This window comes from Bacillus sp. WMMC1349, from assembly GCF_013155385.1.
Lineage (GTDB): Bacteria > Bacillota > Bacilli > Bacillales > Bacillaceae > Bacillus.
Genome location: NZ_JABJUQ010000007.1, coordinates 3,812,322 through 3,829,815 on the forward strand (window position 1 = coordinate 3,812,322; position 17,494 = coordinate 3,829,815).

Sequence of the window (17,494 nt, forward strand, 5' to 3'; positions counted from 1 at the left end):
ATACAAAAAAAGGATGAGGGAAAAATGAGTATTAACAAAATCAGATCAATAATGTATAAGTTATCTAAAATCTTAGGTGATGTCAATGCGGTTAAAAAAGGTAAAGTGGGAAAACGCATCGCCCGGCGTGCTGCTGGTAAAACGACAGGGAAATTGTTAGGTAAGTTGTTTAAATAGGTGCGAAGAAAAAGCCCTTCTCATTAGAGTTGGGCTTCGTTGTTTTTCATAACCTACTTAACAAATTGGCTTTAAATACAATTTGTAATCAAAAATCTCATAGAACTCAAAGGGCTTTCCCAAAGAATTATTTTATCCAAGTGCACCATTTTCTAAAACTTCATAATGCAATGCACCGTTTTCTAAAACCTTATTCCCTAATGCTCCATTCTCAGAGACTCTATATTGTGCCTGGACAGATCCGACTTCTTCGTTTGTTGCTTCGATTGAGGAAAAACCTGACACCAAACTCAGTCCAAGAACAGCAAAACCCATGAATAACCGAATTTTTTTCAAATTAATTGCCTCCTTAAATTTAATATTTGATCTTTGAACTTACATGCTTCTTCGAAATACTTTGACGACAGATTGCTGTTTTCCTGCCTTTTATAATAAAAAGCTGCATTTTCAGAGAGATCGGCTACATCTGACCATAAGTTTTTCTTCTTTAACAGGTCCATACATGAATCAAAGGAGTTGCAATCTGTCTGATCATACAAAAAGTATATGAGATTCAGCTTGGTTTTATATACATACTCATTTACCTTTTCAGCAAACTCAAGGGCTTTGGTACGCCATTCCCTTGCTTGCTCAAGTAAACCTAGCTTATATAAAACTCGACTTAACATATACATAGAACGAATAGAATAAACGGAGACTCGATGTTCAGGAATTGCAAGCGCATTTTGAAAACATTCTTTTGCTTTTTCCAATAGATTCTGTCTTTCATAGGATAGCCCCAAATTAAAATATCCAAGTCCTTCTGTTGGTTTATCATTTGTCTCAGAAGCGAGTTCTATAGCTTCTTTATACAGGTTGCACGCCTCTTCCCATTCTTGCAAATCCACTTGATTCATCGCATAAAGCATTTTGCACTTAATTACTCGGTTAGTATAGCCATCATAAGCTTTGAAGCTATCAAATGCTTTCTGAACATGATTTAAAGAAAAAAAGTTTTGTCGGATTTCATAATATGCAATTGCTAATTGGTAATGAAATTCGGCTTTTTCAAGTTCATCTGGTACTTTATAGAGTCGATTTTCTGCTATTCTATAAAAATGAATTGCGTCAATAAAGTTTTTCTGATAAAACTGGTACATTCCTGAAAAGAAATAAAAATAATATTGAATCATGTCATCCGTGCTATTTTCTAACTTGCTTTTAATCTCCTCCAGTAATTCTCCCGATTCACTGTAATCCTCAATCATGAGTTTGTATCGTGAATCTATCAGGTTGAAGTATATTAATACGTTTTGATTCTCTTTCATATTTGGCAACGTGTTTTTTATCTCTTCTCTTTTGTTTTTTGCCTTGGATATATCGTTTTGTTTAATCAGGTTGTACCACTCGTTAATGTCTTGCCCTACTTTTTGAAATGCTATTGTAACCAACGTTTCCATCCTCCTCTAAAATTGTATTTATTTGTATTGTCTCATTTGTTTACATTATTTACAATAGTTTGAATATAAATTATTTTAAAAAATAATTGAGTACTTACACCCTTTGATAAAATCGAAAATGTTTCCAAAAACAAAAAATTATACAAATTATTGCAAGTTACGAAGTAAGATTCTTTCTCAATCATGGTTATCAAACAGAGAAAAAAGTAAAGCCAATTTGAATTAGTTTTTTATACCTAATCCAAAAGATTCATTTTCTTAGATGAGCAAGATTTCACCGCCATCCTTTTCATGAACATGATAAACTTTTAATTAATTGCTATTTTTATGATGTTGTTTAAAAATATAACTATCTGAAAGGAAAATGTGATGGCAGACAAGAAAAAGAAAAACAATGAGTTAGACAGTTCAGCTAAAGTTTTTGAAGCCAGTACTTTAATTGAAAGAGCCGATCAACGAAAAAAAGATTATGAGAACCTGAAAGAGAAACTTCAGACATTAAAAACAGCGTGTCTTGGTGTGGCGGATTTAGGCGATGATTTCACAGGAAAAGGCGCAGATAACATTAAAGAGTTTTTTAGAGGACAGGCTGAGGTTGTCGACAGTTGGATCAAACTTGCTGATATGCAGATTTCTTTTTTTAATGGGGTCGCAGGTGATGTCAAAGAGAAGAAGCTAACCGATTCGTACATCGAAATGTCTTTTTTAAAGACTGAATTGAAAAATGCAGATAAAAAATCCGATCAAATCGTTGACTCCCTAAAGAGTGACATGGATCGGATCATAGACCGAGTGAATGATATCGTTGATCTGGATAAGTGGACTGACCACAATTATACAGTAGAGATGTCAAAAGCACAAACAACTCGGAAAAATGCAATTGATGCAGTAGACGATCTCGATGAATCTTTGACAGGCGAATATACACGGGCAGTAGCAGAAGCCGAAAGTGTCTTCAAAAAATATTCTGCATTGATGGAAGCCACAAGTAATGGAAAAAGCGCTTCTCCTATGTATTTTGATAAGAAGGCTTTTCACTCGAATAAGTCATATAAAGAAGCAATCAATACCGACAAACAGGCGACTACATATATTAATGCGAAAAAAGAGCAAGCTGAAGCCAGAGAACTGCAAGCCAAACAGGAAGAAGAAATGGAACGCCTGAGAAAATTGCAAGAAGAAGAAGAGAACAAGCCATGGTATCAAAAAGCCTTGGATGGAACAAAAACATTTGTCGGGGAAGCCAGTGGGTATTATGATTATAAGAGAGCGAAGGACGGCGTTGATCCGGTTACAGGTGAAAAGCTGACAGCCGGGCAACGCGCCGCAGCCGCAGCAATGGCCGCAGCTGGATTTATTCCAGTTGTCGGATGGGCTGGTCGTGCTGCTAAAGGAGCGAAGGGCGTATATGGTGCATATAAAGCCGGAAAAGCTATCTCAACCGCAGACAAAGCACTAACTGCCTATAAAACAACCGCAACATTCAACAACTTACAAAATGTTCAAAAAGGTCTATATGGGCTTGCTTCAACAAATGGCTTTAGCGAAGCACTCACTGGCCGGGATATGTTTGGGAATAAAATTTCGGATGAACAGCATCAGAATAGCCTGAATCACGCGATAGCAATGTTGTCTCCTCTCGGCATGCAAAAAGCCGGAAAAGTGCTTAATGTAAACTCACACAACGGTAAAGTCACTAATCTTTACAGAGGTGAAGACTTTCCTTATAACCCCAAAAGACCAAATGGTATAGGAAAGTCTCATATATCACCTAAAACCGGTAACCTTGTACCTGCCAACAAATCTGGTATGTATCAAGACCGTCAGGTTACTGTAACAGAACACATCCTTGGTGGCTATAGAAAAGGTGGGAAATCAAACAGCCCATATACAAGTTTTACAATAAATAAAAAGGTTGCAAAGGGATATGGTGAAAATATAATAGAGCTGGACATACCTGCTCTCCGTAAAGCAATCAGGTCTGGTGAAGTAAAGGACATTGTAATTTTATCTCCTAAACAAATCGAAAGATTAATCAAAAATGATACTCGACAGTCTGAACACTGGAAAAACTTAGCTTTAAAATGGACTCAAAGAGACACTGAATACTTTGTAAAAGGTGAAGTTCCAAAACAATTTATTAAACTACATCTGAAGGAGTGATAATATGCTTCTATATTATAAAAATGAATGTTTGGGTGAAGTAAAAGGCGCTACTGTTGAGGGTGTCTGGATGTATGGAACAATCATCCCTAATGAAAACATGGAAAAATTCAAGGATTTCTTTAAGGCTGTAGTAAACGAGGATGATCCTTTTGCCATTGAGCAGTATAGTGAAGAATGGTTAGATGAAGAAAATTGGTTTATTATCGATGAAAAGCAAAAAAAGGTTGGTATATCTGTACCGGGGATTTATGAAAATGACAATGAAATTAATTGGAGATGGAGATAAGCAAAGAGGCCCGTTGTACAGGGCCTTTTTTATTACTTCAATAACGCCTCAAGTTTCGCCTTCGTCTTCGGTCCATACATACCGTCCGCAGCTAGTCCATGCATCAATTGGAACCGTCTAACCGCATCTTTTGTCTTTCGTCCATAATAACCATCAATCCCGTTATTCTTCGAGCATTTATCTGGATAAAAATAAAGGGCTGCCAGTGCTTCTTGAATTTGTCGTACAGCTTCCCCTTTCATCATTGGAGTTTGAAGCTTATAAACACCGGAAGGCAAAGGATATCTTGATTTCTTGTTATGACTTGAAGATGAGTCTGTTTTAGATCCGTTTTTATTTCCTAGTAGACGATCAACTTTTTTCCGAAATGCTGTTAACTGACTTGAATCACTTACCCAAGGAGCCGGACAGTTTTTTCGTGTGACATCATAATGACGAACGATTCTGCTTGTAGATAGTCCGTATCGCTTACATAGTTTCGCAACTAGTTCAGCCGCATTTTCGACAGTCTCACTGTGAATTTTCCCGTCTTTTTCAACACACATTTCCACACTAATTGCTGTTTGGTTGGCATTTGGTTTTAAGAAGCTAACATAACAACGATTTCCATCATGTGCATGGTACGCCATTTCATTTTCAGGGATGATGTACTGTGCTTCTTTGCGGTCCACAAAGTAATGGGCTGAGGCATATCGCTTAGCTGCAACACATGTCCCATTGAAATAGTTACGTTCATTTAATGAAGATGCCCCAGGCGTCGCTGTATAGTGCATAACAATTCCTTTCACACCTGATAATTTAGCACCTGGACGAGTATAACGATTAACTTTCACAAAATTTTTCACGACTTTTACCATGTAAACCACTCCTCATTTTTCTTTTTGAATAAAAAAAGACTGCCTTTTGGCAGCCCGTTATTTTGTTAATCCGTTTTGTTTTAACACTTCTTTTTGTTTCTTACCTTTCTCTGTGACATAGTTGTTTTTATACCATGCGACGATTGAAGTAATGATCGTAAACACTGTGGAACCCACCAAATACAAAGTATCTGCCAGTGTGTTTACTTGGTCCTCACTAATCGGCAATGCACCCTTTCCGAACATCATCAAAGTCTGGTTAATAAGTGCAATAAAAAGAAGCACCGTCCGAACGACTGTACCTTTATCAAAGTTTTTCATTTTTCTTCACTCCTATTTTATATTTTTTTCAATTTGATCCAGCTTATCAATCACAACATCATATTTCTCACTGAATTTGGCTAGCACTTCATTTTGTGCATCAATCTGTGAATTAAGCTTGTTTTCCCTTTCTTTTGTTGTATTTAATACATAAAACAATATCCAACAAAAAAGAACCGCAAACGGTCCTTGAGTCATCAGATATTGAGTGAGATCCATCTCCAAAGGCTTCACCTCCTTTAAGGCAAAATAAAAAAGCCCAATCGGCTCTTTTATAGTTCTGTTATTCTGTCTTGTTGCTAGGAGGCTTATTGGAATCGTAAGGTTCTCCAATGATTTCTTCATATTGTTTCGGTGTGATCTTTCCGGCACCTACTCCATCATGAATTTGTTTCTTCGTCCACAGACCGTCTTTATAAAAGCCTTTCATATATGTGAACCAATCTGCCGTCTTTTCTGATCCTTCTATTGAGATCATATAGTATAGATGAGCAACCTGTTTCCTCAAAATCTCGGTTGCACTAGGTTCAGGCGGAGAAGGCTTCACGCTATCAATATACTCTTGTGTAGCCGATTCAACCCACACACCTTTCTCTAGCTGGTATTTAGGATCGTATAGCCCTTCAGGGATTAGCACTGTCGTACTATTAGGCGGTAATGTATCACCATTTATCTCAACATCATCTTCACCAGCATATTTAAAGTTTGCATCATAATAAAGAACGTGCATATTTTTCCCTCCCCTTACCATAACGGAATTCCGACATTAAATGAGACTCTCGTAACACTTGCATTATCATTCGCCATGATGCCGTCATATCTCAGCTCCCCATCAGTGGTTAAAGAAAAACGAGCGATTCCGTAAGATCCAATTGTAGGTACAACAAAATCAACAAGCCTAGAGAGCTTAATTGTGAACTTTGCCACAATGGTTCCGATAGCCGGTAAGGAACTGAAAGAGCCACGTAACCATAAGACATTATTATTGACGGAGAATTGTAACGGGAACGCTGAATCTTGCTTTGCCCCATTGATCAGTGTAGCCGCATTCCATTCCGGCGATAAATCTGACGTTGATAAAGACCGTTGCCACCCCTGCCAGCCTTCCGTTTGATCAATATAATTCGTATAAAGGTTGTTTTTCCAATCAAGTGCTATGACATAACCATACGTACCTAGTCCTTTTTCATCCGTTCCAGTCATATGAAAAATCCCTCTTGACGAGTGAGGACTCGGCGAGTTTTTGGCTTTCCCAGAGCAATAAAAAGTTCCGAACCGTTTGCCGGACTGAACTATTTTCAAATAGAGATCATCCGTATCTCCTATGGATACCAACACGCCCCCAGTGTCATTAGATATTTTAGTTAATTGACTACCATCCCACTTCATACGATCCGTAGATGTAATATGCCGAGTAGAATCTTGATTGTGCGTGTCAAAATCAATCTTCGATGCTTGCTTCATATTTTCGACATTAGATAATCCAACCTGCGCTTTCGTCACCGCGTGTGGATTTTCCTTATTCGCTGCATGCTGATCCGTATAATGTTTTGCGTTTGCTTCTGCCTTGTTTGCTTTTGCTTGCGCTCCGTCTTTTGTTTCAACGTTATTCAGTTCTGCAAACTTCTTTTGAAGTTCGTCTAATATGTTGTCTGCATGTGCTGCCTTTTCTTGAACAAGGGTTTTGAGCGTCTCAAAATCTTCGATATAATATTCTGCCATCGGGACAATATCCGCATCCACAAGAGCTTGATCAATCTTAAAAGAAAACTTGTGAATACTCATTTTCTGACCGTTATCATAATTGACATAAAGTTCAGCCTGCACTGTCCCAAAATGCTTCATTTGTTCCGAAGTCAAGACATAAAAAATAACGCCTGCAAGAGCGTCTCCGACTTCCGTATGAACATAAAAGTGACTACCGTCCGCGAACTTCATAAACAGTTTTCCGTGAGTCGCGTTTGATATGGGCAATGGTACACCGTCTTTCAATAGTTTAAAGGTTATTTTTGCCGTCCCAGTGTCTTGTGTACTGTATTGAATACTAGTTGATATATTGCGTTTGACTTGTGCGTTTACATCGAACTGAATGCCGGAGTCTTTATATATCATTTAACCACCTCCGTTATATTCCTGGATGAATAAAGACTTTTGCCACACCGTAACCCTGATCTTTATTAAAGTCTTTGCGGATTCGCATGACATAAAGGCCTTTACCTTTATCCGATTTTGTACCTATTCCATCGTTAGGTACAATGAAATCACCGGTTTTTACTGTCTCATCAATTCTAACGAAAACCTGACCAACTAAACCGACTACATGCCATTCATCGCGATCTTCTCTTGGTGTGTATTCAATCTTAGGATCATAATCTGGGTTTTCTTTCGGAATCTTATATTCACGGCCATCTTTAATCATTGTTTCATAGATCAAACCACCGAACTCGTTTCTAAGATATCGGTCATTCCAGTAAAACGCTGCACCACCCATGATAACGCCCGCAGTTTCAGAAATAACACCGAGAACTTTTTCACCTGTTTGCGCTTTTCGAATTTTATCGCCATCCAATGTCACCAGATAGCCAGATTCAATTTTGTTTCCGTCTTTAGATTCGAAGTATTCCGCAAGGTCCTTTAGGTCTGACACGCTCTGGACGGCTCCCGTACCTCGTACCGATCCAGCCTCTGCATTCACTTCGACTCGTTTATTAGCCGTTGATGGCTCACTTCCGAACCCCCACACTGTGGTATAACTCTTGTCGTTTATGACATTGACAGAACCGAGAACCATAGCTGAAACTAAATCTTTGCCTTTCACATGGGAATTATTTGAACCCATGACAACAGACCGAGAGCCTTCTGTTGTGGAACCTCCCCGTGTTCCGATCAATACATTAGCGTCACCTTTAGCTTTGCCACCACCAGTAGAGCCGATAATTGCGCTAGTATCTGACAAAGGAGAACCAGAACTTGATGCAGCTCTAAAACCGCCCTTGATATTGTTTGGAACAAAGGGGTAACGTTCACCTGCGATCACAGCCGCATCAGTATATCCAACAGCACGCACCGAAACAATATTTGCTTGGTTGTTTGGCGCTGTTACACCGGCTATCCCACCTTTTGTATGTGTGATACCATTCATTAAATTAACGTAATATACCCCACCGCCTAAGCTAATACCGACTTTTGCCGAATCATGGATTGCAAAGTTTGAGATATGAACATCATCCGTTCGTTGATCGCCTCCGATCACATGAATATCTGTACCAGCTTTTGCGAAACCATGCATTTGTAATCCGTTAACATTAATCTTTCGACTCTTATATTGAAAAGCGATGATTGTTGTCCCTTTATAGTTATACGTAGGATCGCCAATTGCTCGGAAGTTTGAAATCATGACATGTTGATAAGCTGAAACAACAAGCGCTCGTGGATCTAATCCCACACAGAGATCATTAAATACTGGTTCACGCGCTGTACAATTGACTAACGAAACGTCTCGAGCCGTTTCGCTCCACGGTTCGTTTGCTAAGTGATGTCCAATGTGACGAAGATCAAACGCGCGAACATCTCGAAATGATTCACAACCTGTAATGTGGACGTTAGAAGGCGCCGGCCATTCCGGATGTGCTTTCACCTCAACCCCACGGACATTCCCTGACGTATAACAATCAATAACCCAAACGTTTTTAGACCCGTCATCTACCTCGACACCGTTCGAATTTGCCTCTCCAACTGGATGGGCCTTTCCACTAGGATTGGTCATCACACATTGCGTGATAAAAATATACTCACTATAGTGCGTTGTTACTCCGTCATCTCCATACCCCGAACCAACGCATCGATCAAACCAGATATACCGGCAACCACTTTTTGTATAATCAACATCCGCAATATTATAGCTTGGTGCAGAGGCATCAAAACAATGTAACCCCGGATTAATGCCTTCTACTTCTCGCGCAATCCCGAATGTAACATTGGCAAAGGTAAGACAGCTCGAATGTATTCCACCGGTTGCACTTACACCGCCCTGGCGCTCCGGATTCCAATCAAGCGACATTCCTTCTACAACGATATTTCGGTTTCCCTTTACATGATCCGCGTTCGTGACCACCCACTCACTAGCTGGCGTATCTTCGTGCAGTTTCATCGTAGTAACACCGATGCCTTGACCAACCATGTACGTCCAAGACGGAAGTTTGACGCCTTTTACAATATAGGTACCGGCTGATAGGTTCAGACGTACTTTACCGGTACCAATCGCTTTTTGAAATGCTTCTGTACTATCTTTTATACCGGTCGGATCAGCACCGAAATCGTCAACATTTACGGTCCGTTTGATTTTTTGTAGTAGCTTACCATACTCCGTATCTAATCGCTCTTTAAGTAAGGGAAATACCTCACCATCCGCTGTAACTCTCGAATCGACTACCTCTTTAACGTTGGTCCCATCGGTATTTAATATTAAATTTCGTATTCTGTTCTTTAATCCTTCTAAAACCGAAGACACAGAAAAACCGCCGTGATCGACTTGTTTTGATGTATGGGCTGTTTTAGATAATTCATGACTTTTCAAATGATACTCGTGATCATTTAAGGTATTTTCAATACTTTGCATATCTGATTTTAATTGTGCTTGATGACGGGAGTTTCGCGTTTGATCATAATTTTTTATCAGCTGCACCATCTGCCTCACTCCTTTTTAAACAAAAATAAAAAAACGCTATCTGAGCGTTTGAAAAAGTTGGTTGATATATCGTTTTTGATCTCTTAACTGCTTAGCCTGACTAACGGCGATATCTTGAATATCTTTTCTGAAATTCGCGAATATCAATTTTGGACTACTGTAAGGATCTAAAGGATTGTACTGAATTGAGATCAGCCGTACATCATCTTCAAACGTGATACCATCTGCCGTATCAGCTAAGACATGAATCGTATCACCTTTCCAGAAGTCCTGTTCAATTTCTAATAGTTTTGGTTCATAGATATATTGAAAGTCTGCCTCGATTGTCATTTCAGGATATGGATTCACATGTTTTTTAAGCGCTGAAACCATGATACTCGCCTTTTTATATCTTTCATCCCTGATCGGTTCTGCCCAACGTGGTTTTCCTTCGAGTAAAAACTTTTTTTCATCTGGATGAATGTACAAAATCGGCTCAAATTCATATTTTGGTTTTTTGCTATCTGCGCTACTGCCTTTTTTCAAAGCACCATAGCCCCAAGCTCTAGTTGTGCTGTTTTGTGAGTTAATTTTAATGGAGATACCAGGCATATTATAGCGTGAATCTAAGGTGAAATTAATCCGTTTTCCCATCTTTTGATAAACATACATTTTATAGTTATCGACATCGATCTCAAGCTTGTAATCTTGGATAATTTCATCCATCAACTCTGTGGAATTCTTATCCCCAAAATTTTCTTGTTCTGCTGCATCAAATTCTCTTTCAGGCGTTTTAAAAATATATTTGAAATTCGTATCCTTTAACGCAATATCTAACGCCTCTCTTAACTTTAGCTTTTTTGAGACCGTTTCATGGATGCGATTGTTAATCAGAAGCACAGTGAAAATATGGCTTGCTGTAACGGTTTTCCTTAGAACATTTTTTTCTTGATGGATTTCAATATCTGTAATGTAATACTTTTGATGATTGAATTTCCTCTCATCCAAATACAGAACATTATCATTCACCAATAAATCAAATTCCATGGTGTTCTCCTGTGTTTTTGTGATCGTAAAGGTAAAACTCTTCTTCCCTGTCTTATCGTCCGTCAGATCGACTGAAACGCCCGTTATTTCGACAACACTTTTCCCGTCTTTTGTTGAAACGTGCAGTTGTGGAAAGGTAACATCAGAAGGTAGATTCTGATTGAGCGTGATGTCTTTCCCGTCATACTCTTTACTAGGAAATTCGGGATCAGGTGTCGGTGTATCAGGTACATCTGGTCCGTCAGGGACACCTTCCACAGTGTCATATTGTGTTAGTTTGTAAGTAAATATTAAACTATTTAATTTAATGGCGTAATTCGGATCAGTCGCATAACCGGCTTCAACAAGTGCGGCTGTTGCTTTCTTGTAATCTTTTTCCCCTACGACAGCTTGATAGTGATTAGGATCCCAGCTTGTCCCGTTGACATATAACTTGGCTAAGTCTTGAATCGATTCAGACCAAGATGGGTATTTGCGAAATCTGGCTTGCACGGAAGTTGGTTTTCCGTTCTTATCATATTCAGTTGTCCACATGAGGACATATTGTCCTTTATACGTACCTTTCATTCCAAACAGATTCTTTCCCTGTTGCGCCAGCTCACTTGTACCCCATCCACTTTCTAAACAGGCTTGAGCAATAATTAGGGAAGCAAGAATATCATGCTTTTTATAAACCCTCTGTGCGTCTGGTGCAATCTGTTTAATAAAATCTAAATTTGCCATATCACTTACCCCTTACGCATAGTAGAAACGTGTATCAAATGTGATGTCAAAATCATTGGCATTTTGCACTTCAAAATCATTCATTCCGATATCAAGCCCCGGAAGCCTCCCAGATGTTTTGACAGGCTTTTTATTGATCACCGTATATTGTTTAACAAAAGTCACAGACTCAGATTTTTTCAACTCGCGTTCTATTTTTAACTTTTCACCATTTGTATGATTGATGATCGTGACATTTTTTCCTTTTGCTCGTAAGGTTACATGATAATCATGCTGCATAGGGTTAATATAGGCGTCACCAGTGTTATAGACCTGAAACCTTTTTTGATTTTTGAACGTGTATTTTAGATCATCACGCATTTGAATATTCATCCCCGGGCTCCAGTGTTCACCATTAAAATTTTGTTTTGTTAGAGAAGTAGATTTTGATTCGGCTAATCCTGTAAAGTTATTAAAGTCCACAGTGAAAACCACATAATTTTTTCCCTTTTCTTTTTGAATACTGAAATTCCCATCACATGTAACGCGAAAACGAAGGTTTGGCAATAAGTCACTTGAAATATAGTACGGGAAAGGTTTAACCAGTAACGCATAAAGTTCACGTCTATATTGATAGAAATTTTCTGCAATAATAGAATCAATCAGAATTTCTACTTTTACATTACGCTCTTTATATGTGACATCCCGTGGATGTTGAGGCAATACGAGCCCATTCATTCTGGGAATTGTCACCGTTTCTCTATCAACATTCGGTGATTCAGGTAAAAAGCTGATTAATTTAAAATAGGGCAGCAAACTAGATAAGCTTTGCTCCCCCAATCCATTATCATAATCAATCAATAATTCCATTACCTCACCCCACTTATAAACGCAGCTTTGTTATAACGGTTTGCATCTTCTTGGTCTACCTTCCGGCCATCGATGTAAGTATGTTGATCTTTTATCACAAGCTGTTTCATTAGTACAATCAGAGCGTCAAATTTTTCATTAAGTGTTCTATTTTGTTCTTTCAATAACTGAATTTCTTGACTGTTATCAGTCTGAACAATCGTTTGCTTTGGTTCTGGATTATATCCAACCATTGAACTAGCTTTACTCAAAACCTGATGAGCCTGACTCCTTCTAAATTTACGCAGTGGGAGAAGCATTTCCCCTCTGTGGACCTCAGCCATATGATCTCGGGTAATCAATCCACCCTGATCATAGCCGATATAACGACCACCACGAGCCATTGATTTCAGACCAGGATGATTGTAAATACCACCATATCTTTTATTAAGATAATTGATCGCTGCTAATACTTGGTGAACCGGGTTTTTAATATTCCCGTACCCTTTTTCCTTATTTGCGTTGAATGTACTAGGAATAAACTGCATTAATCCCTGTGAAGGGTGCCCGGCCTTTGCATTAGAATCCCAAGTATTGACGACATTAGGATTTCCTCCTGACTCTTTCATTGCAATGGTTTCTAATGCCTTGGCATAAGATGAACTCATCTTTTTAATACTTAAAGCTTGGGCAACCCATTTCTTAACGTCTTCAGATCCACCTTTTCCCTCAAATGATCCAAAATTAAGCATTTTATCTTTCAGAAATCCAATCGCCTTATCTTTGATAAACTTAAATCCATTAAGGGCCATTTGTCCAAAGCCACCAGCCATTTTAGGAGCATGAACACCGAGCTTTTCTAACACTGTGTTGAGTAACTTTCCTGGATCAGACACATAGTCAAAAACATCTATGGTAAGTTCTTTTATTTTGCCAGCCAACCTTGTAAACCAGTTTCCTCCTGTTCCATCTTCATAAAAAGGAACTTTACCGCCAAACATTTTTTCGGCATCATTACCGCCCATAACTTGAGTCCCGCGAGGAAGGTTCATAAGAGTTGGAACATTTGGGCTGATTCCAAGTTGTCCGTCTGGTGTCATGAAAGGTTCATGCTTGTATCCATCACCTAAAACAGCAAGACCCCCAGGATGTCCACTGGTGCCCTTTGCATATTTAGGAACCTTCCATTCAGGGATTTGGTGCTTTTCGTCGACACCGATTTTTCCAAGAACCCAGTTCACACCACCAATCACACCGTTAACAACACCACCAAGTTTCTCAGACATTTTGTTTGCCAAATGTTTAATTCCACTTAACGCTTTTCCTGCCATACTTTTAATACCGTCACCCATTTTCTTAGGTAACGCTTTGGCGCCTTCCACAATTTCTGTGAATTTTTTGGCAATGTTTTCTTTCATATTTGACACAATACTTAGCGCTTTTTCTTTCATAAAGTTAAACATTTTGCCTGCATTGGTTGCCCCATCTTTGAATAGGCTTTTTATCCAACCCCACATTTTTGGGAAAATTCCTTTTAGGCCTGAAGCAAGAGCCTTCGCCCCGCCAAGTATTTTTCCGACAAATGATAATTGAACAGCATTCCAGATAAATTTTATTGCTCCGAAAAAGATTTGTTTAATACCGTCCCACATTTTACCGAAATTCCCGGTCAACAAGCCAGAAAATACAAGGACGACACCTTGTATAACAGATAACGCGCCAGTTACAACGCCCTTAATATTTCCCCATACAGATTGTATAATGGCCACGATTGCTGGAAGGATAAATTGAATGACCGACCAAAGATTTTGCAGAGCTTGAGAAATAACGGACCCGTTTTGTTGCCAAAACATCTTCCATTGTGCAATGATCTGACCAATAAAAGATAAAACACCTGAAAGTGCCTGTTTGATTAGAGGACCAAGAGTTAAAAAGACACTTTTCGCTATATTTCCAAGAGCTAAAAAAACAGGTACCATTGCATTAAAACCAGCTTTAACGTTAGTTATTATTGGCTGTGCTTGCTGATTGAAACTAGCAAATGTTTGTTTAATTCCAGAAATCCCCGTTTTAATAAAATCAATTGTCGATTTTGGAAATATCTTTGCAAGCTTGTCTTCGCCAGATCCCCAATTTCCCTTAAACATATCTGATACACCAGAAAAAACGGTTTTTATGCCTCCACCTGCCCGGGCAATATTGTTCATCGTTGGTTCTAGACTTTTCATGCCGTTTTCTAAACCGGACATAACAGGTTCTAATACGTCTAAAATGGTGTTACCTATAGGAAGAAGTGACGCCATCGCAGAACGACCAAGCTTTTTAAGTCGGGTTCCGAAGTTGTCTTGTAACGCTTTTGCAGCTTCTTTTGTTTTTCCGTTTACATCGCCAATTTTTCCGTTAATGCCGCCAAGCGCATACATCGCATCTGCCTCAAGGTCTTCCCATTTAGTTCCATAAAGAGCAACTCCGATGTTATTTGCTTTTACTTGGTCTTTCATCCCTTTTAATTCACCTAAAACAGCGTTAGAAACGTCCTTTACTGTCCCCTTGCCTTTTAGGAAGTTTTTCCATACCTTTTGTGTACTGCCAGACATTTGAGCCATTGCTTCACTTGTTGATTTCGAACCGTCTTTTGCCCTGATTTGAAATTCCTTCATCACATCGTTGATATAGTCAAGGTTGTAAACCCCTGCATCAGTACCTTTCTTTAAAAGCTGAAAATATTCTTCAGCTGAAAAGCCCATTTTGCTAAATAACGGGCCATACTCTGAAAGGTTATCAAACATTTCGTTTGAGAAATTAAGCCCGTTTTGTGCACCATAGGTCATCAAATCAAAAGCTTTCTTGCTTTCAACACCAAAACCTTTCATGATATTGTTCCCGGCTCTTGTGACCTCGTTTACATCTGCATCAAAGGTTTCAGAAAGCATAATCGCGCCTTTAGTCACTTCTTTAAGATCCTTATCACTTAAGCCCTTGATATTTTGTCGAACTTGTTTAATCGAGTCTGTCACAACGTCCATATTTTCGCCAAATCCATCTTTCCAAACGCTTGTGGCTGATTGTGTTAAGCCTTGAGCCTCTTTCTTAGTCAGACCCAATTGAGCACGGAATTCACCTTGTGTTCTCTGAGCATCAAGTGACATTTTCGCTCCAAGACCACCGATAGCAGCCGTTAAAGCAGCCACCCCAGCAACACCGGCAGAAAGTGCACCGACTAAGCCCACTTTTATAAAAGACGTAAATTTCGAGAGCTTCCCTCCCGCATCTTCGGAGGCTTCTCCAACTTCTTGTTGACTATTCGTTAAACCCTCGGTGCTTTCTTCGGCTTCTCTTTGCGCTTGTTCAAGTTGTTGATATTGTTGCCGTGCCCGTCTTAAAGAACCTTCAAGCGAATGATACGACTGAATCTGTGTGTTTAACCGTTGTGCATATTTCTGGGCTTGCTGTGATCCTTCACCATATTGCTCTACCTGTTTTTCATAGGCTTTTCGGTATTCTTCCACAATTCTTTCTTGAATGGAGAGCTCATTTGATAAGCCTTCGACTTGTTTCTTACTAGCCATAAGCCCATCGCCCATTGCTTTAAATTCTTGAACTGTTGCTTTTGTTGCTGTTCGGGCTGTTTTTAAATTGTTTCGAAGTCCTGTAATCCCTCTGTTAACTCCGGCATCGTTTAAAGTGGTATTAATGACTAAATTCCCTATCGGTCTACCTTCTGTTGCCAAATGGTTATCCTCCTTTCCTTAAGTATTTGAACATACAAAAAAGAGCGTCTATATCAGACACCCCTTTATAAAGTCACACCCAGAATTTTGTAAGCCGGTAGAAGTTTGTTTTCTTCTTTATGTTGATAATCCGCAAGATCAAAGAATCGGTGAATATCCATTTCATCAATTTCATGAAGCTTGTAACCATTTTTCATTAAATCGGTATAGAGCTTTTTTATTTGATCTAGGTATTCCCGATAGGTCAAATTCTTACCTCTTATTTCTGAGCCTCCAATGCCTTCTTTTTCAGACTCTCCTTTTTTTTATGACCAATCATGACTTGTTCTGTTATGTCTCTTGTCCAATCAAGTAAATCTTCTGAAAGAACACCATCTAAGATATCGTCGAACGTAAATTGATTGTCAAATAAATCGACAACAAAATAGAGTAATTCTTTCATTTGATCAAACTCATTCATTTCTGTTTCTTCAGCAATTGCATGAATTTCCAGCGCTCTGTACATTTGCCTAGATGTAACAACGGCTTTTATATAAGTCTTTTCCGGTACTTTCATAATATTTCCTTCATCATCGACCTTTGCTTGTGAATAGTCTTTTAAAATAGCTTTAATCATATTTTTCCCCGTCCTTTTTAAATGTTAAAAAAGACAGTCAATACAGACTGTCCGTTACTTATTTAAGTTGGTACTCGGTTGACTTGGTGCATCTGGGTTGACCCCATATGCTTTTTGATAAAACTTTTCAAGTGTAAAACCTTCATTTTGATCATAGCCGACTAAGAAAACAAGCCCATCCGATTTTCTTGCAAGAAATTGACCTTCAATTTTATCCGTTTGAAAGTCAACTTTGTCTTCTTTTGTCTTACCTTCTGCAGATGGAATGGCGAATTTCCCTTTTAATAAAGCGTAATACACATAACCTTTTTCATGGTGTCGCTGTCTCCAAGTTATGCCGACATAAGGAGGTTCTAAGTCTTTATGGTATAGTTCAATACCATTTTCAACAGGAACCCCCAGAAGTGTTCTTTTTGCTTCTGTCGTTAAATCAGCTAAATCTAATTCTAATTTTGTTTCACCTACACCGGAACTTTTTACCGCATAAAGACCGTCATCGGCATAAAGTGAAGCTAGTTCTGACGCAACGTCCAATTTTGCTTCAATTGCACCTGGCATAACTTTTACCAATGTCGCTTTTTCATTTTCATCAAGTACAGAAAAGCGAATGCCATCTAATCCTGTTCGAGCCATTTAT

Annotated in this window: 17 protein-coding genes; 3 read left to right on the top strand and 14 right to left on the bottom strand. The window is 38.9% G+C overall.

The window, feature by feature from the left end:
• The first annotated feature begins 24 nt into the window (after positions 1-24).
• Positions 25-177, top strand: a complete 153-nt coding sequence (locus HOO54_RS21720; protein WP_172299010.1) for a hypothetical protein — start codon at positions 25-27, stop codon at positions 175-177.
• 132 nt (positions 178-309) lie between these two features.
• Here the strand turns inward: HOO54_RS21720 and HOO54_RS21725 are convergent, their stop codons facing one another.
• Positions 310-513 (bottom strand): hypothetical protein, encoded by a 204-nt coding sequence (locus tag HOO54_RS21725; protein ID WP_172299012.1) that lies wholly within the window; start codon positions 511-513, stop codon positions 310-312.
• Entirely contained in the window at positions 510-1,607 is a 1,098-nt protein-coding gene (locus HOO54_RS21730) for a Rap family tetratricopeptide repeat protein (RefSeq protein WP_172299014.1), read from the bottom strand. Before HOO54_RS21730 ends, HOO54_RS21725 begins: the two co-directional genes overlap by 4 nt.
• 378 nt (positions 1,608-1,985) lie before the next feature.
• On the opposite strand from HOO54_RS21730, the gene HOO54_RS21735 reads away from it, so the two are divergent.
• Together HOO54_RS21735 and HOO54_RS21740 are read left to right on the top strand one after the other, a co-directional pair.
• Positions 1,986-3,779: a ribonuclease YeeF family protein gene (locus HOO54_RS21735; RefSeq protein ID WP_172299016.1), complete on the top strand. Its 1,794-nt coding sequence runs from the start codon at positions 1,986-1,988 to the stop codon at positions 3,777-3,779.
• A 4-nt stretch (positions 3,780-3,783) separates the two neighbouring features.
• Positions 3,784-4,068 carry a hypothetical protein gene (locus tag HOO54_RS21740; RefSeq protein WP_172299018.1) on the top strand — a complete coding sequence of 95 codons (285 nt, stop codon included), beginning with the start codon at positions 3,784-3,786 and terminating at the stop codon, positions 4,066-4,068.
• A 32-nt stretch (positions 4,069-4,100) separates the two neighbouring features.
• On the opposite strand, the gene HOO54_RS21745 is transcribed toward HOO54_RS21740, so the two are convergent.
• The 12 genes from HOO54_RS21745 to HOO54_RS21805 all read right to left on the bottom strand — a co-directional run bounded on the left by HOO54_RS21745 (position 4,101) and on the right by HOO54_RS21805 (position 17,490).
• Complete coding sequence (locus HOO54_RS21745; RefSeq protein ID WP_172299020.1) at positions 4,101-4,925, bottom strand: peptidoglycan recognition protein family protein; 825 nt, start codon at positions 4,923-4,925, stop codon at positions 4,101-4,103.
• Between the two features lie 57 nt (positions 4,926-4,982).
• Positions 4,983-5,246: a phage holin gene (locus HOO54_RS21750; protein ID WP_172292220.1), complete on the bottom strand. Its 264-nt coding sequence runs from the start codon at positions 5,244-5,246 to the stop codon at positions 4,983-4,985.
• 12 nt (positions 5,247-5,258) lie between these two features.
• A complete protein-coding gene (locus HOO54_RS21755; protein WP_172299022.1) occupies positions 5,259-5,471 on the bottom strand; it encodes a BhlA/UviB family holin-like peptide in 213 nt (70 codons plus the stop codon).
• Positions 5,472-5,529: 58 nt separating this feature from the next.
• The gene (locus tag HOO54_RS25280; RefSeq protein ID WP_375335817.1) at positions 5,530-5,976 is read right to left on the bottom strand and encodes an XkdX family protein; all 447 of its coding nucleotides are present in this window, start codon (positions 5,974-5,976) and stop codon (positions 5,530-5,532) included.
• A gap of 14 nt (positions 5,977-5,990) precedes the next feature.
• Complete coding sequence (locus HOO54_RS24540) at positions 5,991-7,358, bottom strand: phage baseplate upper protein (protein WP_253907732.1); 1,368 nt, start codon at positions 7,356-7,358, stop codon at positions 5,991-5,993.
• 13 nt (positions 7,359-7,371) lie between these two features.
• Complete coding sequence (locus tag HOO54_RS21775; protein ID WP_172299024.1) at positions 7,372-9,933, bottom strand: peptidase G2 autoproteolytic cleavage domain-containing protein; 2,562 nt, start codon at positions 9,931-9,933, stop codon at positions 7,372-7,374.
• Between the two features lie 36 nt (positions 9,934-9,969).
• The gene (locus HOO54_RS21780) at positions 9,970-11,682 is read right to left on the bottom strand and encodes a phage tail protein (RefSeq protein WP_172299026.1); all 1,713 of its coding nucleotides are present in this window, start codon (positions 11,680-11,682) and stop codon (positions 9,970-9,972) included.
• Positions 11,683-11,694: 12 nt separating this feature from the next.
• Positions 11,695-12,531, bottom strand: coding sequence for a phage tail family protein (locus HOO54_RS21785; RefSeq protein ID WP_172299028.1), 837 nt, complete (start codon positions 12,529-12,531; stop codon positions 11,695-11,697).
• The gene (locus tag HOO54_RS21790; protein WP_172299030.1) at positions 12,531-16,241 is read right to left on the bottom strand and encodes a phage tail tape measure protein; all 3,711 of its coding nucleotides are present in this window, start codon (positions 16,239-16,241) and stop codon (positions 12,531-12,533) included. The genes HOO54_RS21785 and HOO54_RS21790 overlap by 1 nt, the downstream gene beginning before the upstream one ends.
• A 65-nt stretch (positions 16,242-16,306) precedes the next feature.
• Positions 16,307-16,489: a hypothetical protein gene (locus HOO54_RS21795; RefSeq protein ID WP_172299032.1), complete on the bottom strand. Its 183-nt coding sequence runs from the start codon at positions 16,487-16,489 to the stop codon at positions 16,307-16,309.
• A gap of 11 nt (positions 16,490-16,500) precedes the next feature.
• Positions 16,501-16,857 (bottom strand): phage tail assembly chaperone G, encoded by a 357-nt coding sequence (gene gpG, locus HOO54_RS21800; RefSeq protein ID WP_172299034.1) that lies wholly within the window; start codon positions 16,855-16,857, stop codon positions 16,501-16,503.
• A 54-nt stretch (positions 16,858-16,911) separates the two neighbouring features.
• Positions 16,912-17,490, bottom strand: coding sequence for a major tail protein (locus HOO54_RS21805; protein ID WP_172299036.1), 579 nt, complete (start codon positions 17,488-17,490; stop codon positions 16,912-16,914).
• Positions 17,491-17,494: the final 4 nt, after the last annotated feature.

What these genes read in the sequence shown, in the direction of transcription:
- HOO54_RS21720 (WP_172299010.1), top strand. Translation starts at nt 25, where the DNA reads ATGAGTATTAACAAAATCAGATCAATAATGTATAAGTTATCTAAAATC.
- HOO54_RS21735 (WP_172299016.1), top strand. Translation starts at nt 1,986, where the DNA reads ATGGCAGACAAGAAAAAGAAAAACAATGAGTTAGACAGTTCAGCTAAA.
- HOO54_RS21740 (WP_172299018.1), top strand. Translation starts at nt 3,784, where the DNA reads ATGCTTCTATATTATAAAAATGAATGTTTGGGTGAAGTAAAAGGCGCT.
- HOO54_RS21745 (WP_172299020.1), bottom strand. Translation starts at nt 4,925, where the DNA reads ATGGTAAAAGTCGTGAAAAATTTTGTGAAAGTTAATCGTTATACTCGT.
- HOO54_RS21750 (WP_172292220.1), bottom strand. Translation starts at nt 5,246, where the DNA reads ATGAAAAACTTTGATAAAGGTACAGTCGTTCGGACGGTGCTTCTTTTT.
- HOO54_RS25280 (WP_375335817.1), bottom strand. Translation starts at nt 5,976, where the DNA reads ATGCACGTTCTTTATTATGATGCAAACTTTAAATATGCTGGTGAAGAT.
- HOO54_RS24540 (WP_253907732.1), bottom strand. Translation starts at nt 7,358, where the DNA reads ATGATATATAAAGACTCCGGCATTCAGTTCGATGTAAACGCACAAGTC.
- HOO54_RS21775 (WP_172299024.1), bottom strand. Translation starts at nt 9,933, where the DNA reads ATGGTGCAGCTGATAAAAAATTATGATCAAACGCGAAACTCCCGTCAT.
- HOO54_RS21780 (WP_172299026.1), bottom strand. Translation starts at nt 11,682, where the DNA reads ATGGCAAATTTAGATTTTATTAAACAGATTGCACCAGACGCACAGAGG.
- HOO54_RS21785 (WP_172299028.1), bottom strand. Translation starts at nt 12,531, where the DNA reads ATGGAATTATTGATTGATTATGATAATGGATTGGGGGAGCAAAGCTTA.
- gpG (WP_172299034.1), bottom strand. Translation starts at nt 16,857, where the DNA reads ATGATTAAAGCTATTTTAAAAGACTATTCACAAGCAAAGGTCGATGAT.
- HOO54_RS21805 (WP_172299036.1), bottom strand. Translation starts at nt 17,490, where the DNA reads ATGGCTCGAACAGGATTAGATGGCATTCGCTTTTCTGTACTTGATGAA.